We start from the raw sequence: 17,854 nt of genomic DNA, 5'->3' as shown, positions 1-17,854 counted from the left end.
AAATGGCACTCTGGAAAAATCTCGACTTGGCGGCGCTGAATCCTTTTCGTAGCGACGAAGGTTACGTAGCGCTCGATATCGGCTCCAGCTCCATCAAGATGGTCGAAGCGGCCGTGGAAAAAAACGGCTACCGGGTGATCAACGTCGGCATTGTGCCGCTCCCCGCGACGGCCATACAGAACAACATGGTCGCGGATCGGGACGTCGTGGTGCGGACAATTCAGAGCTTGATACAGAACCATGGCGTCAAGGCGACACAAGTTATTTCAGCGGTGCCCGGGAGAGTCGCCATCATTAAAAAGATTCAGCTTCCCTCCCAACCTGAAGAAGAACTCGAAGCCAACGTCGAGTTTCAGGCCAGCCAGGTCATTCCGGATACGCTCGAAAACGTCAACCTCGATTACCAGGTATTGGATTTTCTCGAGGTCGGCAACAAGATCGACGTGCTTCTAGTAGCGGTGAAGAAGGAGATCATCAATAGCTACACGCAGGTCATCAAGGAGGCCGGGCTCACCCCGACCATCGTCGACGTCGACTACTTTGCGATGGAAAATATGTACGAGATCAACTACGAGCCGGAATCCAACGGCGTCGTCGGCCTGATCCATGTGGGCGCGCGTTATACGAGCATCAACGTATTGAAGCACGGGGTGTCGGCGTTCACCGGAGACCTCCCGGTCGGAGGCGAGGCGTTTACTGAAGCGCTCGTCCATTCGCTTCAGCTCTCCTACGATCAGGCCGAGACGCTCAAGGTGACCGGCCAGCCTGAAGGAAAAAAGAGCGCCGACGTCGAGACCTTGTTGAAGCCTACGGCGGATTACCTGGTGGCCGAGATAAGCCGGACGTTGAGCCTTTACCGCGCGGTTGCCGACGAGGAAGGAATTCACAAGGTTTTTCTCAGCGGAGGAAGCGCTCGGGTCCCGGGACTGGCGCGGACTCTGGGGGAACGACTGGGGGTTGAAGTCGAGTTGTCGGAGCCGTTCCGCGGCTTCAACTTAGCCAGGAATATCGATCGAGACTACCTGGCCAATGCGGCCCCCGCTTTGGCCGTCGGCGCCGGACTTTCAATCAGGAGACCGGGAGATAAATGATCCGCATCAACCTGCTATCGGCTCGCGAGATCAAGGCCGAGATCGGCAGACGCCAAGACCTCACGATCGCCGCTCTTGCATTAGGGGCTACTCTGGGGCTGATCCTCATCGTGCTCCTGTATCAATTATACCGCACGACCGCCTTGAGTCGAGAACTCGCAAGCGCGCGCCAGGAAATTGCCGCGATGGAGGCCGAAGCGAGAGAGGTCACGGAACTGCAAAAAAAAGTCGGCGATCTGAAACAGAAAGTCAAAGTCATCGAAGACCTTCGAAAAAAGAAGGTCGGCCCCGTGCGCGTCATGGAGAGCCTCTCCGGGGCGACTCCGCCCCGGCTCTGGCTCACGGAATTCAAGGAAACTTCGGGCAACTTGTCGATGAACGGCATAGCCGTGGACAACCAAACGGTGGCCGATTTTCTCAAAGCGCTTTCCAGCTCCGACTATTTCAAGAATGTGGAGTTGGTGGAGACCAGCCAGAGCGAGCAGGACAAGCTTTTGCTGAAAAAATTTTCCGTGCGGTCGCGCCTGGTCTACCAGCCGTCCGTCGCGGAGCCGGCTAAGGACGCCGGCGCCGCGAGTCCTCCTGGCAAGGTAAAAAAGCCATGAACGAATTTTTGAACCGTATTTTAGAATTGCCGCGGCAACAGAAGCTCGGCATTTTGGCCGGCGTGATTATTCTTTTGCTGTTCTTCGATTACTTCTTTCTCTATACGCGTTTTTCTTTTCAAATCTCGGATCTCAAGCAAAGCGTCGAGCTGGCCAGGACGGAGCGCGACCGAAAAAAGGCTCTGGTGGCGAATTTGCCCCAGCTCAAGCAGCAAATCGTGCTTCTGAACGGCATGCTCAACGAGGCCATCGCCCAGCTTCCGGACCAAAAGGAGATCCCCGATCTTTTGGCGAACATTTCCAGCAAGGCGCGGGAATCCGGTTTGGATATATTGCTTTTCCGCCCCCGGGCGGAAAATCCCCAGGATTTTTACGCCGAGATCCCGGTGGACGTCGTCGTCAGAGGGGAATTTCATAGCGTGGTCGGCTTCTTCGACGAGGTGGGCAGGCTGAATCGTCTGGTCAATATCAACAATATCGAGATGAAAAATCCCAAGGTGAACCAGGAACAGGTCACCATCGATACCGCAACGCTCGTGACAACGTTCCGCTTTTTAGACGAAGCGGAGCGGGCGAAAATAGCGGCGGAGAAGGCAGCAAAAGAAAAGGCGGCGAAGAAGTGATATGAACCGCTGGTGGTTACCCTTGACCTTGGCTGGCATCGTCGCCCTTTCCGGGATCGGAGCGGCTCAGGATGAAAAAGACGCGCCGTCCCAGAAGACCCGAGAGGCGCTCGATAAATTCAAAAAGGCGCCGGAAGTGATCGGGAAGAATCTGGACGCGCTTAGGGGAGCCGTAACGGGGAAGACCGGACAGCGCCCGGAGAGCGAAGCGAAGACGCCGGCCGCCGAATTGCTCGACCTGCCGGAAAAAAAGAGCGAACCGACATCGGCGCCGCGTTATTCCTCGGCCGGAAAGCGCGATCCGTTTCAGGCGTTGCCTTTGAAGACCCAGACCAAACGCCGGTCGCGAGAAAATCTTTCGCCGCTCGAGCGCTACGATCTGGGCCAGCTCAAACTGGTCGGAATCGTGTGGGACGCCAAGGACCCGCGCGCCATGGTCGAGGATTCGGCGGGTCTCGGTTACGTCGTAAGGGTCGGCACTGCGATCGGTTCCAATGAGGGAAAGATCAAGGAGATCAAAGCCAGTGAAGTCGTGATCGAGGAGAGTTACGTCGATTTTTACGGCGCCAGAAAAAGCCGGCAAGTAAGTATGCGAATCGTCTCCGAGTAAACGCCGCAGAAAGGTCGAGACTATGCTGATAAGAGTTTTTCTTTCGACGGTGCGAAGATTTTTCCAAGGCCATGGATTCATCGGTATCGTCTTGATCGCGGCGGCAGCGGCGCTCTCCGCGTGCGTCCCGGCGGCCATGGAGGAAGATGCCGCCGGTAAACGTGACTCGGCTCAGAGACAGCCGGCCGTCCCTCAACCCGCAGTCAAGGAACCCTCCCTGCAAGAACAGCCCTTCAGGCTGCAAGATCTCGCCGTACAGGAAGAGCGGGGACAAACCACCGTCAGGATCAAATTCTCCGACGCCGTCAATCAGTACCGCCATTTCTCAATCGCGCAGCCGTCCCGTATCGTTCTGGACGTATTCGGCCCGGCCAAGCAACTGCCGCAGGTGGAAACTTTTCGTATCGAGACCCACTGGCTCAGCGTGTTGCGAGTCAGCTCGGGCGAGGGGCACCTACGCGTGGTCATGGAGGTCGCCGCGGCCACGGTGCCCGTCTATGTGATCGAACCGGAGAACGGAGGCTTGAAATTGGTTATCGGCCCGGTCAATCCGCAGCACACGGCGAAGCGGGACGTCTATTTGGTCCAAAATGGACGGCGGGTCGACATCAGCATGGCACAGGGGGGTGCGCCTGTCCCGCGCGGCCAGGCTGCTGCCGCCGGCAGGGATCTCAAGGGGGTCAAAACCTATTCGGGACAAAAAATTTCGCTTGATTTTAAAGACGCGGACATCAAGAATGTCTTCCGTCTGCTTGCCGAAGTGAGCGGGCTCAATATCGTGGTGACCGACGAGGTGAAAAAGAGAGTCACCGTGCGGCTGGTGGATGTGCCATGGGACCAGGCGATGGATCTCTTGATCGATACGAACGGCCTGGGCAAAGAGCAGATGGGCAACGTCGTCAGGATTTCCACCGCGGGGCAAATGAAGTCGGAAAGGGACGCGCTATCGGCGGCGCAAAAGGCGCAGGAGAATCTCGAGCCGCTTCAGACCGCCTATTTGAACGTCAACTACGCCAAGGTGAAAGAGCTTGTAGACAAGATCAAGCCGGTGCTGAGTCCTCGCGGCGTCGTATTTCCGGATGACCGGAGCAACACGATCGTGGTGCGCGACATCCGCAAGGGCATCGAGGACGCCAACGAGATCGCCAGCCGGCTCGATACCCGGACGCCTCAGGTCCTGATCGAATCGAATCTGGTCGAAGCCACGCCGAGCTTTTCGCGGGCCTTGGGAACGACTCTCAAATTTGCGCGCGGGGCCGAGATCAACAGCCCTTTTGCCGCCGGCACTCCTTCGAGCGGCATTCCGTTCATTAAGATTTTCCAGAATCGATTCGGCGCTTTTAGAGACTTGGATTTCCAATTGACCGCGGCGGAGAAATCCGGCGACATCCGGATCATATCGCGCCCGTCGGTGGTGACGCTGAACAACGTCGCCTCGACGATTCAGAGCCTGAGAGTTCTAAGAATTACGCTGCCTTCGTCCACCACCAATATCGCCAGCGGCACCGGAGCGGCGGCAGGATCGGCGGCCGCCACCGAGAAAATTCCGGTCGGGGTCATTCTCAGCGTCACGCCGCAGGTTTCCAGCGACGGGTTCGTGCTCATGAGCATCAGCGTCAAGTCGAGCTCGATTGCCGAGTCTCCGACCGTGGCCAGTGTCGCTACCGGGACTGGCGCCGCGAGCAGCGTGATTCCATTCGATGAGCTGACCCGCGAGGCCATCTCCAACGTTTTGGTTCGTGACGGCGAGACCATCGTGATCGGCGGTATTTTGAAAGATACCAAGCTAACCTCCGAATCCGGCATCCCATGGCTCAAAGACATTCCCGTTTTCGGTTGGCTGTTCAAGAATCAGCGTTGGCAAAAAGACTTCGAGGAGCTCATCGTCTTCATCACGCCGCGTATCATCGCCGCGGGTTCCGTCAATCTTCCGAGCGCGGAAGAGCTCTGGCGCGACCGGCTGAGGCAAACCGAAGGCGGATAACATCTATACAAGAGGACTGGAGGATGTGAGATCATCCTTCGGCCCTCTTTCATATTCTCCCCACAGCTAGCCTGTAAAAACAGAATAGAGTAATATACCCCCATGCTGCGCTATTTTACCGCGGGGGAATCGCATGGGCCCTGCCTCACGGCGATTATCGACGGCGTGCCGGCCGGATTCCCGATCGACGTCGCCAAGATCAATCATGACCTCTGGCGCCGGCAGCAGGGCTATGGCCGCGGCGGCAGGATGCTGATCGAGAAAGACGAGGTCGAGATTCGCTCGGGCATCCGCTGGGGCGAAACCCTGGGCTCGCCGGTGGCGCTGGGAATCGAGAATCGCGACTGGAAGAACTGGACCAAGAAGATGTCGTCTCTGCCCGGGGACCGCGACGACAAGATCGCCGTCACCAAGCCCCGTCCCGGGCACGCTGATCTCAGCGGGATTCTCAAATACAACCATTCCGACATTCGCAACGTTCTCGAGCGCGCCAGCGCCCGCGACACCGTCTCGCGCACGGCGGTCGGATCTTTCTGCAAGCAGATCCTGGCGCCTTTCGGCATCAAGGTCATGGGTTATCTGCGCTCGCTCGGAAATATCGAGGCGAAAAGCGACGGCGCGACCTATGAAGAAGTATTTGCCCGCGCCGAGGAGTCGCCGGTAAGAGTCGCCGACAAAGACGCCGAAGAAAAAATGATCGCCCTGATCGACGATTGCAAGAATAAGGGGGATACGTTGGGCGGCGTCTTCGAGATCGTCGCCCTCGGTCTGCCGCCTGGAATCGGCAGCCACACGCAATGGGACCGCAAGTTCGACGGCCGCCTGGCCCGCGCCCTCATGAGCATCCAGGCGATCAAGGGAGTCGAGATCGGTCTCGGCTTCGAGATGGCCCGGCGCCGCGGCTCCCAGGTGCACGACGAGATCTTCTTCGACCCCAATAAAATGGTCAGCGAGGGCACGCCGAGAATCGTTCCCACCGGGTTTTACCGCGGCAGCAACAACTCCGGCGGCACCGAAGGAGGCATGTCCAACGGCGCGCCTTTGATCGTGCGCGCCGCCATGAAGCCGATCTCGACGTTGATGAGCCCGCTCCAGTCCGTCGATTTTAAATCGAAGCAGCCTGCGGACGCTTCCGTGGAACGATCGGATGTCTGTTCCGCCCCCGCCGCCGCCGTGGTCGGAGAGGCGGTGGTGGCCTTTGAGCTTGCGGTGGCCTTCCTGGAAAAATTCGGCGGCGACTCGCTCAGCGAGATCACGCGCAACTACGAAGGCTACCTGGAGCAGATCAAGCAGTTCTGACCCTTGCTTCCCCGCGGCCCAAAAAATATCGCCCTCACCGGGTTCATGGCCGCCGGCAAAACGGTCGTCGGCCGCAAGCTCGCGCTGAGGCTGGAATGGCCTTTTGTCGATCTCGACCGGATGATCGAAGAGGCCGAAGGGATGAAAGTGCGGGAGATCTTCGCGCAGAAAGGCGAAGCCTTTTTTCGCGGCCTGGAGAAGCGGAAATTAAGGGAGGTGCTCGGCCGGGAAGGTCAGGTGGTCGCCACCGGCGGCGGCGCGGTCGTGGATAAAGAAAACCTCCGCCTGCTTAAAGAAAAAAGCCTGCTCGTCTGTTTAAGCGCGACGCCGCGGACGTTGATGCAAAGAGCGGGCAGCGGACGCGGACGGCCGCTGCTCAAGGGAGAGGACCAGAAAGGTAAAATCGAGTCGCTCTTGAGCCAGCGAAAAAAGTTTTACGCCCAGGCGCACGTGATGATCGACACCAGCGCGCTTTCTATCGACGACGTAGTGGAAAAAATCATGGCACAACTCCTGATTACGCAAGGCAAGGTCCAGATTAGGCGGTCGTGAGATGCGCACGTTGACGGTCAATCTCGGCGATCGCTCCCATCCGATCCATATCGGAGAGGATCTTCTTCGGCAAACCGGCGATCTTTTGCAGCGGGCGGGATTAGGAAAGAAAGTCGGCATCATCACGGACGTGAAAGTGGCCGGGCTTTATCTCAAGCCGGTCGAGGATTCGCTTCGTCAGGCCGGCTTTGAGGTCGCCGTCGTTTCTCTGCCCGAAGGAGAGGAACGGAAGAACCTCGAATCGGTAGCCGAGATTTACGACCGGCTCGTGAGCGAAAGATTCGAGCGCGGCTCTTCTTTGCTGGCCTTGGGAGGCGGCGTCGTCGGCGACATGACCGGCTTTGCGGCCGCCACTTTTCTTCGCGGCATCCCATACGTTCAGGTGCCGACCACTCTGCTGGCTCAAGTCGATTCGAGCATCGGCGGCAAGACCGGAGTCAATCATCGGGAGGGAAAAAATTTGATCGGCGCGTTTTATCAGCCGCGGCTCGTGCTCATCGACGTGGCCGTCCTGCGCTCTTTGCCCCGGAGAGAGTTGGCCGCTGGCCTCGCCGAAGTGATCAAGTACGGCATCATCGCCGATCCGGGTCTCTTTGCCATGCTCGAAGCCGAGCTGGAAAATTTATTAGGCTTAAAGATGGCGCCGCTTACTGAAGTCGTCGCGGCTTCGTGCGCGATCAAGGCCAACGTCGTCGAGAAGGACGAGCGCGAGAGCGATGTTCGCGCGGTGTTGAATTTCGGCCACACCGTCGGACACGCGCTGGAATCCCTCACCGGCTATCGCGAATTTTTTCACGGCGAGGCGGTGGCGATCGGCATGATCCAGGCCGCGGCCATCTCCGTGCGCCAGGGCTGCTGCGATCGGGAGAGCTTCGAGCGCATTCGCCGGCTCATCTCGGAGGCCGGCTTGCCGACTGAAATCCCGGCCGGCGTTGAGCCGCGAGAGTTGATCCAACGCTTGGAGATGGACAAGAAATCGGCCGAGGGCAAGATCAAGTTCGTTCTCTGCGAGGGCATCGGCAAGACCAGGTTTCATTCGCTTTCGCCGTCGGAGATCGCCGCGGCGCTGGCGCGGAAAACGAATTGAGCATGGGCCCAAGTCCTAATTTGCCGGACCTCGTTGAGGAGACCGAGTCCATGCGCCGCCAGGGGCGTCTTCACGAGGCGCTCGAAGTTGTGGAGCGCTTTTTGCGGAAGAGTCCGGATCATCCGCGCGCGCTGTTGCTCAGAAGCCGAGTTCTCTATGAATTGGGCCGCACGGGTCAGGCCATTGAGGGGCTGAATAATCTGGGTCGGCTGGTAGGGAATGAGCCGTTGCAGTCCCTGGTTGCGGCCATCGAGCGGGTTGGCGTCGGCGAGCAATCCTCGAGCGCTCCGGCCTTCGCCACCGAGAGCATGGCGAGATTGCTCACCCAACAAGGCTATTTCCTGGAGGCGTTGGAGGTTTATCGCCGGCTCTGCGAGGCCGCTCCCGAGGAGAGCGAATGGCGCGACGAGGTCGCCCGATTGAAGACGACGGTCGAGCAGGAAGGCTCGCGCGGGGCGACAAGGGAAAGAGCGGCACAGGAGCTTGAAGCCTGCGATCACTGGCTCAAGCAGCGTCAACGAGGGTCGTAATGGCAAAAAAGAAAAAAATCCTCATCCTTCACGGGCCCAATCTGAATATTCTCGGCAAGCGGCAGCCGGAGATCTACGGCCGGCTGAGCCTCGACCAGATCAATCGGAAGATCGCGGTGCTCGCGCGCAAACTCGGCGTCGAGGTCGAGATGCGTCAATCGAACAGCGAGGGCGAGCTGGTCGATTGGATTCAAAAAGCGCCCGAAGAATTTTCCGCCCTCGTGGTCAACGCGGCCGCCTACACGCATTCGAGCGTAGCCTTAAGAGACGCGCTGACGGCCGCCGGCATCCCGGCGGTGGAAGTGCACTTATCGAACATCTACAAGCGCGAGGAGTTTCGCAAGCGCTCGCTCATCGCCGAGGCCGTCGTCGGTCAGATCGCGGGCTTCGGCGTGAACAGCTACCTGCTGGGTTTGCGTGCGGCGGTTATCCTTTCAGGGCGGGGTAACGAAAAATAATTGGCGACCCGATGCCGGCTCTATTCTACAGAGGGAAGGCCGGTATCGAAGTTTTTCTGCTTCATCTCTTCGATCAGTCTCTCGCGCTCTTTCACGAGCTGGTTCATTCGACTGCGCAAATCGCTGAGTTCTTTCTCTCGCTCGCTGTAAGCCGGGGGCGGGGGCCGCACTGCGGGCGACGTGACCGGCGGAGTGTAAATGGGAATGCCGGCTGTGTTTAATCCTTCGCCGGGACGAATCTCCGCCTTGCCCGTCGGTTGTCCGGTAAAAGGCGAAGGAACCGATAACCTCACCGGGCCGGCATCGCTGGGCGGTTCGGGATTGTGCTGCAAATCCTTCAGCCGCGAGTTCAAGTCTTCGTTGCGCGCCCGAATCGCCTCGTCGGTCTCGAGCAGCATCGGATCGCGCGAGCTGCTTGCCCGTGTTTCGGCAATATACCGGTCCTTGACCGAATTGAGCTCCGCCGTGACCTCTTCGATTCTTTTTCTGTAGTCCTCTTCCTCTTTGGCCCTCTGGTCGGGCGTTGCTTCCGCGGGAGCCGCCGCAGCGCCCGCCCCTTCCGGCCTCGGTTCTTGACCTTCGGGTCGGCTGACTTCGCCCTCTATCCCCTCGATGCCGCGAAGGTCCAGACCCCGCCCCTCTTCCCCCGCTCTGAGGATCGACTGAACTTCAGCGCGCGGTATTCCGATCTCGCCGCCAATGCCGTAAATCCTGATTGATTGGCCCTCTTCTCTATAGGACTGGACGGTGATGCGCCGGCCGTTTTTAAGCACCAGGGTATACTGGGCCGGCAGGATTGCGGGGTAGGATAAAATAACCGTTATCAGAAGAACGGTCAGTCCGATTCGCCGGGACATATGAAACAATATACACGAAGCTCGGAATAGCGGCAAATGGTGGCTCCATGAGATCACTGGACGGGTGTGACGGAAATGTTGACCAATGTATCGCCGACAAACTTCAACAACGCGGTCTCCTTGTTCAGGCCGGTTTTTATGTAATACCAATCGGATACCCGCGACCACTGGCCGCGCGGTCCCTGATAGTAGGACTCTTCATAGTCGGGCTTGCCGGCGATCGCCAGCACCTGACCCTTGTTCATTCCGACTTGAACGAGCTGGTCGGGATTTTTATAAGGGCGCCAGGCGTTGAAAGTGAGCGGGGTCATTTGCGCCAGCTCGATCTGCTTCGGCTCAGCAGAGAGCGCGCTCGCGCCGGGAACCGCCAGGAGTGGCAAAATCAATAAAAGCATGTCTATCGATCCGGCCATTATCCCTCAACCTGACCATGTCTATTTTTGATCCAATGAAACAGACGGGCGCGGTAAATATAGGCGGCAAACAGCAGGGCGGCGGAGATGACGGCTAAAATGACCGTCGTCCAGTAGTCTTCGTTACGGACGCTGGCGCCTTGCATGGTGAGTAAATAAGTTCCCGGGATGCGGCCGACGGCCGAAACGATAAGAAAAGTTCTGAGCCCCATGCGGCTCAGACCGAGAATGTAGCACAGAAGGTCTTTGGGAAATCCGGGGATCAGAAAAAGCAGGAAAGAGATCGTCGCGCCCGTGTTGGTGGTGAGAAAATCGAATTTATGGAGCAAATCTTTCTTGAAGAGTTTTTCCACAAAGGGCCGGCCGAGGATGCTTGAGAGCTCGAAAGCCACCCACGAGCCGAGAGTCAATCCAAGCGTCGAAAGGATAAAACCGTAGCCCTGGCCGTAAACATAGCCGCCAGCCACGCCCGTCAACTCGCCGGGAATGGGCGAGATCACGACCTGGAGCGCCTGCAGCAGCACGAAGACGGCGGAGGAATAAGGTCCGAAAGAAGCGAGAAACATCGTGATTTGTTCTTTGCGTTCCTGGGATGCCTGGAGATCCTCCAGTTCCTCCCATAGCGGGCTCAGGGCGGTAAACGGTTGCGGGCCGTATTTGCTCAAAACGAAAATCAGAACGACGAGCAGGGCGAAGATAGCTCCGCGAACGAGAAGCTGGCGTTGCTGTGAACTCATGGACGAGGTTCATAGTAGCAACAATCAGGGGTAAAAACGAGCCGTGCTGCGCGGGCTCTGAAACGCAGCGCGACAAACCGGAGGCGCAAAAAAAGCCGGGCAAGATGTAATCCTGCCCGGCTTTATAGGCCGATGCTGATCTCGGTAAGGCCTTAGAGAAAGGTTACTTTTTCTCTTCCTTCTTCTCTTCTTTCTTCTCTTCACCCTTCTTCTCGGCCTTCTTTTTCTCTTCCTTCTTTTTCTCTTCCTTCTTCTTCTCCTCCTTCTTCTCCTCCTTCTTCTCTTCTTTCTTCTCTTGGGCCATCACCGGAGAAGAGATCATCGGAGAGAAGGCCAGAGACGATCCGATCAGGACCGCGACGAGCCAGAGAAATCCACGGCTTTTCATAACAACCCTCCTTTCCCTTCGCCCCTACCGTCGTAGATTTGCCCCCACTCTCGTAGTTGCCAATCGGGGATTAATTGGCCAAGAAGGGGCATTTTGATTGATGCAAGTTTTAGTAAAAGCCCTCTTGCTTGTCAAGGAAAAAAAGCACATGGATTGCCGAGTGGTTTTGCATTAGCATCCCCGACTGTGATTGGATGACGGCAAAGGAGCGAAACCATGGCCAATATCGGCGTCTGCCTGGTCAATCCGTCGCCGCTGATCACTCCGCTCTATGTGACCGTGGCCGCCAAGAAGTGCGAGGAAATGGGACTTCATTCTCTCTGGGTGCTTGATAGGATCGTTTATGACAACCTCGAACCGCTCACGGTCCTTGCCGCAGCGGCGGCGGTAACCTCGAAGATCAGACTCGGCACCTCCGTGCTGCTGGCGGCCCTCCGACATCCCGCTTTGCTGGCAAAAACCGTGGCGACTCTGGATTTTCTCTCCTCGGGGAGGGTGACCTTGGGGATTGGGTTCGGCAGCCGAGAAAACGACTTCGCCTCTGTCGGCATTCCCTTCGAGCACAGAGGCAGCCGCGCGGAAGAGCTTGTGGGATTGATGGCAAGGCTCTGGACGGAGGAGGGCGTGACTCACAGAGGAAAATTCTACCAGGTTGAGAATCTCACCATCGGCCCGCGTCCGATCCAGGCGCCGCACCCACCTATCTGGATGGGCGGAAACGCCGAGTCTGCGCTCAAGCGCGCCGCCCGCCTGGCGGACGGCTATATCTGCGGCAGCTCGGCGGTCCCGGAGTTTTCCGCGCTGTGGGAAAAGATCGCGGGCTTTGCTCTAGCCGCCGGGCGCGACCCGAGCCGGATCGCCAAGGCGGGTCTCACCTTTATGGCCATCGACGACGACAAAACCAAAGCGGTCGAAGCTTGCGCCGCCTATCTCAACCGCTATTACGGTAAAGTCAGACTCGACATCGAAAAGACCTTCGTCGTCGGATCGCCTCAAGAATGCGCCGCGAAAATCCGCGCGGCTTTTTCCCAGGGCATAGAAACTCTTATCCTGGGCGCCGTCGTCCCGGAGGTTCAGCAACTCGATCTGCTGGGAGAAAAAGTCCTGCCGTTTTTGAATCAAAGATAATCAAGCAGAGCAGATTCGACTTATTGCTTACCCATGCTCTTCGACCATTCGTAGTCGCGGTTGGTATAGGCCTCGTCCGGCATGATCGACTTAACGCCGCGCTTGGCCAGCTCTTCTTCGAACTTCTTCCGGATGAACGGATCTTCATCCGTATATTCGATCTGGTCCTTGGCGCGGTCTTCGATCTTTTCCGCGTGGCCGTGGAACTGCATCGGTGGATGGAGCGCGAGATAGCGCGCCGGCCCTCCGCCGGCGTTGAAATGCTGGTGGAACCACTTGTTGGGCGGCACCAGCATGCTGCACTCGTGCCACGGGCAGACGATCTTCTCTTTGCCTTCCTCCCACATGATCGAGTAGCCTTCACCCGCGGGAATCACGATCGCGCGGCCGGGTCCGTGGCGATGGGCTTTTTTATAGGTCAGCGGCGCGAAGACCGACATGTGCGCCGAAACTTCGGAGTTGGGAAACTGGATGTAGACGCTCTTACCTCCGGCGCCTCTGCGCTCGTTGGCGTCGAGCTTGGTCCAGGCCTTCATGTCCGGAAAAAAATTGCCGTACCAGAAAACGCGGAGCCCTAAAGCCTCGTCCACCTCGGCCGCCTGAACCAGTTTGGCCTCGGAGTAATACTCCTCCTGCTCCGCCAGCTCGTCGCCCGACGCGCGCGGGTTGTTGAAGAAGTAGTCGGGATCGGGAACGGCGGACAAAGCTAAGGGAAGATAGCTGTAGTGCAGGAGCCGGACCGGCTTGTCGCCCTGCATGTTGCTGAAGGTATGGTGCGCGCCGTGGGGAATCAAAAACATGCTGTGCTGCTGCCACTCGAAGCTCTTCTTGGCGCTGCTGCCGTCGTACCAGACGGTCGTGAGACCCCGCCCCGCGATGACGTAGACGACTTCGTCGAGAGAAAACTTGAGCGGCTTGCTCGTTTCGCCCGGCGGAATCTCGCTGAGGCGCGTCGAGCTGACGCCCTCCTGGCCCATCAACTGGATGAAAGCCGTCTGCAACCGGCGCTCCGCCCACCAGCCGAGCTTGGCGGTTCTAAGATCGTCGATAAAAAATCCCGTGATGATCGGGACGCCGGTCGATTCCATCCAGAAATCGTAAGTGAATTTTTTGCTCCACATCTGGCGTTGCGGCTTGAACGGGGCCTTGGCCATGTCGGTCTCCTTAAAGGGTCTTAATTCAGCTTGGTTCCGGGGAACATGAGCGACTTGACGGTGACGGGAATGACTTCGGTGATTCCCATCGGCTCGCCGATATCGATATAATCCAGATCTCCCACCTCGATGCCGTCGATCGCGATGATCTCCCGATCGAGCTTAAGCTCTTCTTTTAAAATGGCGCCGAGCGACTTGGCCACGTCGAGATCGAGCGCGAGATAAAGCGGGTTCTGGCCGTCCTTGCTTTTGCAGATTGCGGCAATGCCTTCGGCGATCCCTCGTATGGACTTGTAGTCCAAATCTCCTTCCAGAGACAAGGACAGCGCGAGTCCGGAACGCCAGGAGGTGAGATCGAATTTGGCGAGCGACTGCCGCAAAGCCTCGAGCACGGGCCGGCCTTTTTTTAACGCCGCCCGCACCACCTTCAAGGCGAAAACCGGCAAGACCGCAGGGTCCGAGATGTAGCTCGTGTTACCGCTGGCCTGGACCGTGTACTCTCCGGCGCCGATCACCGTCGCGCGGATGCCTTCGATCGGCTCCCGCAGAACGTCCTTCCTGGGAATTTTCTTGAGATAGTCGCGCACGCATTTCCCCAAGAGCGGGCCGACGTCGCCGTAAGAGTTCCGGTCGCGGTCGTACACGTGCTCGGACACGCCGCCGGAGAAGACGATCGTGTCGATCTGATCGAAGCCGCGGTAATGGGTAAACGGCGGCGTCACCATGAGCCGCTTGGCGAGCAGCGAAGACGGCTCGCGCTCGATCAGCTCGAAGAGAACCTTCGCCATCAACGCGGCGAACTCCTCTTTTTGTTTCTTGCTTATTTTCTTTCCCAGCTCGACCGTATGGCCGAGCTGGCCCATGAGAATTTTTCCCGCGTCTTCGATGCGCGTCACGACATCGTTGTCGTCGAATGCGATCAGACGCGCGCCGACGTTGACCGACGCGGTCTGCGTCACCGCGCCGTTCTCGACCAGGGAGAATTTCGTCGTGCCGCCGCCCATGTCCACGTTGAGCACCGTCTTGTGCTCGGCCTTCGACAGCTCGACCGCGCCGCAGCCGTAGGCGGCGAGCAGCGCCTCGTGATTATGCCCCGCCGCCGCGCAGATGAATTTCCCCGAATACTTGGCGAAGTACTCCACGATCGGCTGGGCGTTCTCTTTTTTCAGCGCCTCGCCGGTGATGATGACCGCGCCGGTGTCGATCTCTTCCGGACTGAGCTTGGCCTGCCTGTAGGCCTCCTCGATGAAGCGCTTGATCTTCTCGATGTCGATCACCGTGCCCGAGAGATAAGGCGTCAGCATGATGTCGGAGCGAAACAAAACTTTTCTCTCCGTGACTCTGAATTTCCCCGAGAGCGACGCGCCTTCGCGGCGCAAGGTCAATTGGGAAAAAACCAGGTGGGAAGTCGAAGAGCCGACATCGATGCCCACGCTCTTGAGCGTGAACATCTCCAGCCCTTCGATGTCTTCGATGATGGCGTCCGGCGGAACTTCGAAATGTTCGTGGTCTTCGTCGAGGTCGTGCATGAAATTACCTTACGCGAGAAGATTTACAGCTTCAAACGTTAACTCTGTTCAGGCGGTTAAAAAAGTCCGGCGAGGCGGGTCGAGTGTGACCGTCGCACCGGCCGGGCAGGGAGTCTCTCGAAGGACCGATGTGTTGTAGGACGAAGAGCACCAAGCATACCTCAAAGAAGCCGTAATTGCGTCGGCGAGCGTAGCGCTGTTGTATCGCATCGGACTGGAGAGAGGCTCCTGGTTTGGCCGGCCTGTTATTCCTTGCCCATGGCCTTGGACCATTCGAAGTCCCTGTTCTTGTAGGCCTCGGCGGGCATGAGCGACGTGAGGCCTCTCTTGGCCAGCTCTTCCTCGAATTTCTTGCGCACGAACGGATCCTCATCCGGGTATTCGATCTGATCTTTGGCCCGGTCCTCGAGCTTCTCAGCGTGGCCATAAAACTGCATCGGCGAATGGAGCGCCAAATAGCGCGCGGGGGTCGCGCCGGCGTTGAAGTGCTGGTGGAACCATTTGTTGGGCGGGACGAACATGCTGCACTCGCGCCAGGGCACGACGACTTTTTCCTTGCCTTCTTCCCACATGATCGAATAACCCTCGCCGGCGGGAATGACGATCACCCGCCCCGGGCCGTGCCGGTGCGCTTTTTTATACGTGCGCGACGCGAAGACCGACATGTGTGCGAAGACCTCGCAGTTGGGAAACAAGATATAGACGCTCTTGCCGCCGGCGCCGCGGCGCTCGTTGGCGTCGAGCTTCTCCCAGGCCTTCATGTCGGGAAAAAAGTTGCCGTACCAGTAAACGGTCCGCCCCTTGGGATCCGCGTCCGCGGGCAGATGCACCGCCTTGGCCTCGGAGTAATAGCCCTCGTGCTCCGCCAGATCGTCCGGGCTCTGGTACGGGTTGTTGATGAAAAATTCTGGATCGGGCACCGCCGAAAGCGCGAGCGGGAGGTAACTGTAGTGGAGCAGCCGGACCGGCTTGTCGCCCTGCATGTTGCTGAGCTGGTGGTGGCAGCCGTGGGGAATCAGAAACATGCTGTGCTGCTGCCATTCGAAACCTTTTTTTGCGCTGGTATCGTACCAGATATTGGTCAGCCCCCGGCCCGAGACCACGTAAACGACTTCGTCGAGCGCGAACTTGAGCGGCGGCAGAGTTTCGCCCGGCGGGACCTCCGTCACCCGCGCCGAGGTGACGCCCTCCTGGCCGACCAGTTGGATGAACGCGCTCTGGCACTTGCGCTCTTCCCACCAGCCAAGTTCGATGGTTCTTAAGTCCTGGACATAAAACCCTTTGTGAATGGGAATGCCGACCGACTCCATCCAGTAGTCGTAGGTGAAGACCTTGCTCCACATCTGGCGCTGAGGCTTGAACGCGGGTTTTGCCATAAAATAGTCCTCTTCTCCCGATTCTACCTTCTCGCCTCTCGACTTGCCACCTGGAGCCGCACCAGAGCGCGCTTGAGCGCGGCGTCGGCAACGGCGAAATCGCGATCTTCGGGATTCAGCGCGGCTACTTTTCGCTCGGCCTGCTCTTTCGCTCTCTGCGCGCGTTCGACGTCGATCTCATCGGCAAACTCGGCGGCATCGGCCAGCACCGTCATGACGTTGTGCAAAACTTCCGCATAACCGCCGCCTATGGCGAGGCGCGTCCGCCGGGCGCCTTGCTTGTAGCTCATCTCCCCCGGAGCCAGCAGCGTCAGAAAAGCAATATGATTGGGCAGGACGCCGAACTCTCCCAACACGCCGGGCGCGGTGGCCTCGTCAACTTCCTCGTCGAGGAGCAAACGGCTTGGGGTCACCAATCGGAGTCTGATTTTATCGGCCATGCTCTTCGTTTAGGACGACGCCATTTTCTTGGCCTTCTCGACCGCCTGCTCGATCGTGCCGACCATGTAGAAGGCCTGCTCCGGGATGTCGTCGTGCTTGCCGTCCACGACTTCTTTAAACCCCCGGATCGTGTCCTTCAACTCGACGTACGCGCCCGGAGTTCCGGTGAATTGCTCGGCCACGTGGAACGGCTGAGACAAAAAGCGCTGGATCTTGCGCGCGCGCGCGACCGTGAGCTTGTCGTCTTCGGAAAGCTCGTCCATGCCTAAGATCGCGATGATATCCTGCAAGTCTTTGTAGCGCTGGAGGATCACCTGCACCTGGCGCGCGACGTCGTAATGCTCCGCGCCGACGACGTGCGGGTCGAGAATGCGGGAAGTCGAGTCCAGCGGGTCCACCGCCGGATAGATTCCCAGCTCGGCGATCTGGCGCGAAAGAACCGTGGTCGCGTCGAGATGGGCGAAGGTTGTCGCCGGCGCCGGATCGGTCAAGTCGTCGGCGGGAACGTAGATCGCCTGCACGGAAGTAATCGATCCTTTGCGCGTGGAGGTGATCCGCTCTTGCAGCTCGCCCAGGTCGGTGGAGAGCGTCGGCTGATAGCCGACGGCCGAGGGCATGCGGCCGAGCAAGGTGGAAACTTCGGAATTCGCCTGGGTGAAACGGAAGATGTTGTCGATGAAGAGCAGCACGTCACGCCCTTCGTCGTCGCGGAAGTACTCCGCCAGGGTCAACGCCGTCAGCGCGACGCGGGCGCGCGCGCCGGGCGGCTCGTTCATCTGGCCGTAGACGAGCGACGCCTTGTTGATGACGCCGGACTCTTTCATTTCGAGCCAGAGATCGTTGCCCTCGCGCGTCCGCTCGCCGACGCCGCCGAAGACCGAATAGCCGCCGTGCTTCATGGCAACGTTGTTGATCAGCTCCATCAAGATAACGGTCTTGCCGACGCCCGCGCCGCCGAAGAGCCCGATCTTCCCGCCGCGGGCGTACGGCGC

Annotated in this window: 20 protein-coding genes; 11 read left to right on the top strand and 9 right to left on the bottom strand. The window is 58.6% G+C overall.

What is annotated here, in order from left to right; genetic code table 11:
• Window positions 1–2 precede the first annotated feature (2 nt).
• The 10 genes from pilM to aroQ all read left to right on the top strand — a co-directional run bounded on the left by pilM (window position 3) and on the right by aroQ (window position 8,839).
• A complete protein-coding gene (gene pilM / locus VGL70_23770) occupies window positions 3–1,091 on the top strand; it encodes a type IV pilus assembly protein PilM (GenBank protein HEY3306551.1) in 1,089 nt (362 codons plus the stop codon).
• Window positions 1,088–1,696, top strand: coding sequence for a PilN domain-containing protein (locus tag VGL70_23765; GenBank protein ID HEY3306550.1), 609 nt, complete (start codon window positions 1,088–1,090; stop codon window positions 1,694–1,696). The genes pilM and VGL70_23765 overlap by 4 nt, the downstream gene beginning before the upstream one ends.
• Window positions 1,693–2,319: a type 4a pilus biogenesis protein PilO gene (gene pilO / locus VGL70_23760; GenBank protein ID HEY3306549.1), complete on the top strand. Its 627-nt coding sequence runs from the start codon at window positions 1,693–1,695 to the stop codon at window positions 2,317–2,319. The genes VGL70_23765 and pilO overlap by 4 nt, the downstream gene beginning before the upstream one ends.
• Window position 2,320: 1 nt before the next feature.
• Window positions 2,321–2,929, top strand: coding sequence for a pilus assembly protein PilP (locus tag VGL70_23755; GenBank protein HEY3306548.1), 609 nt, complete (start codon window positions 2,321–2,323; stop codon window positions 2,927–2,929).
• A 22-nt stretch (window positions 2,930–2,951) separates the two neighbouring features.
• Window positions 2,952–4,913, top strand: a complete 1,962-nt coding sequence (locus VGL70_23750; GenBank protein HEY3306547.1) for a secretin and TonB N-terminal domain-containing protein — start codon at window positions 2,952–2,954, stop codon at window positions 4,911–4,913.
• A gap of 102 nt (window positions 4,914–5,015) precedes the next feature.
• Window positions 5,016–6,212, top strand: a complete 1,197-nt coding sequence (aroC, locus tag VGL70_23745) for a chorismate synthase (GenBank protein HEY3306546.1) — start codon at window positions 5,016–5,018, stop codon at window positions 6,210–6,212.
• Window positions 6,213–6,215: 3 nt separating this feature from the next.
• Window positions 6,216–6,764: a shikimate kinase gene (locus VGL70_23740; GenBank protein HEY3306545.1), complete on the top strand. Its 549-nt coding sequence runs from the start codon at window positions 6,216–6,218 to the stop codon at window positions 6,762–6,764.
• 1 nt (window position 6,765) lies between these two features.
• Entirely contained in the window at window positions 6,766–7,851 is a 1,086-nt protein-coding gene (gene aroB, locus VGL70_23735) for a 3-dehydroquinate synthase (protein HEY3306544.1), read from the top strand.
• Window positions 7,852–7,901: 50 nt separating this feature from the next.
• Window positions 7,902–8,381: a tetratricopeptide repeat protein gene (locus VGL70_23730; protein ID HEY3306543.1), complete on the top strand. Its 480-nt coding sequence runs from the start codon at window positions 7,902–7,904 to the stop codon at window positions 8,379–8,381.
• On the top strand, window positions 8,381–8,839 hold the full coding sequence (aroQ, locus tag VGL70_23725) for a type II 3-dehydroquinate dehydratase (GenBank protein HEY3306542.1): 459 nt from the start codon (window positions 8,381–8,383) through the stop codon (window positions 8,837–8,839). The genes VGL70_23730 and aroQ overlap by 1 nt, the downstream gene beginning before the upstream one ends.
• A gap of 20 nt (window positions 8,840–8,859) precedes the next feature.
• Here aroQ and VGL70_23720 read toward each other — a convergent pair whose 3' ends face one another.
• The 4 genes from VGL70_23720 to VGL70_23705 all read right to left on the bottom strand — a co-directional run bounded on the left by VGL70_23720 (window position 8,860) and on the right by VGL70_23705 (window position 11,234).
• On the bottom strand, window positions 8,860–9,696 hold the full coding sequence (locus VGL70_23720) for a hypothetical protein (protein HEY3306541.1): 837 nt from the start codon (window positions 9,694–9,696) through the stop codon (window positions 8,860–8,862).
• Between the two features lie 53 nt (window positions 9,697–9,749).
• Entirely contained in the window at window positions 9,750–10,109 is a 360-nt protein-coding gene (locus VGL70_23715) for a hypothetical protein (protein ID HEY3306540.1), read from the bottom strand.
• The gene (locus VGL70_23710) at window positions 10,109–10,846 is read right to left on the bottom strand and encodes a VTT domain-containing protein (protein HEY3306539.1); all 738 of its coding nucleotides are present in this window, start codon (window positions 10,844–10,846) and stop codon (window positions 10,109–10,111) included. The genes VGL70_23715 and VGL70_23710 overlap by 1 nt, the downstream gene beginning before the upstream one ends.
• Window positions 10,847–11,009: 163 nt before the next feature.
• A complete protein-coding gene (locus VGL70_23705) occupies window positions 11,010–11,234 on the bottom strand; it encodes a hypothetical protein (protein ID HEY3306538.1) in 225 nt (74 codons plus the stop codon).
• A 216-nt stretch (window positions 11,235–11,450) separates the two neighbouring features.
• Here VGL70_23705 and VGL70_23700 point away from each other — a divergent pair, with 216 nt between their 5' ends.
• Window positions 11,451–12,362, top strand: a complete 912-nt coding sequence (locus VGL70_23700) for an LLM class flavin-dependent oxidoreductase (GenBank protein HEY3306537.1) — start codon at window positions 11,451–11,453, stop codon at window positions 12,360–12,362.
• A gap of 20 nt (window positions 12,363–12,382) precedes the next feature.
• Here the strand turns inward: VGL70_23700 and VGL70_23695 are convergent, their stop codons facing one another.
• The 5 genes from VGL70_23695 to atpD form a co-directional block, all read right to left on the bottom strand.
• Window positions 12,383–13,516 (bottom strand): cupin domain-containing protein, encoded by a 1,134-nt coding sequence (locus VGL70_23695; protein HEY3306536.1) that lies wholly within the window; start codon window positions 13,514–13,516, stop codon window positions 12,383–12,385.
• A 20-nt stretch (window positions 13,517–13,536) separates the two neighbouring features.
• The gene (locus VGL70_23690; protein ID HEY3306535.1) at window positions 13,537–15,045 is read right to left on the bottom strand and encodes an ethanolamine ammonia-lyase reactivating factor EutA; all 1,509 of its coding nucleotides are present in this window, start codon (window positions 15,043–15,045) and stop codon (window positions 13,537–13,539) included.
• A 245-nt stretch (window positions 15,046–15,290) separates the two neighbouring features.
• Window positions 15,291–16,421, bottom strand: a complete 1,131-nt coding sequence (locus tag VGL70_23685) for a cupin domain-containing protein (GenBank protein ID HEY3306534.1) — start codon at window positions 16,419–16,421, stop codon at window positions 15,291–15,293.
• Window positions 16,422–16,444: 23 nt separating this feature from the next.
• Window positions 16,445–16,861, bottom strand: a complete 417-nt coding sequence (locus VGL70_23680) for a F0F1 ATP synthase subunit epsilon (protein HEY3306533.1) — start codon at window positions 16,859–16,861, stop codon at window positions 16,445–16,447.
• 9 nt (window positions 16,862–16,870) lie between these two features.
• The coding region (atpD, locus tag VGL70_23675; GenBank protein ID HEY3306532.1) for a F0F1 ATP synthase subunit beta at window positions 16,871–17,854 on the bottom strand (984 nt) is incomplete at its 5' end.

It is taken from the genome of Candidatus Binatia bacterium, from assembly GCA_036504975.1.
In the GTDB taxonomy this organism is placed as follows: Bacteria; Desulfobacterota; Binatia; order UBA9968; family UBA9968; genus JAJPJQ01.
This window is presented reverse-complemented; position numbering and strand designations above follow the sequence as displayed.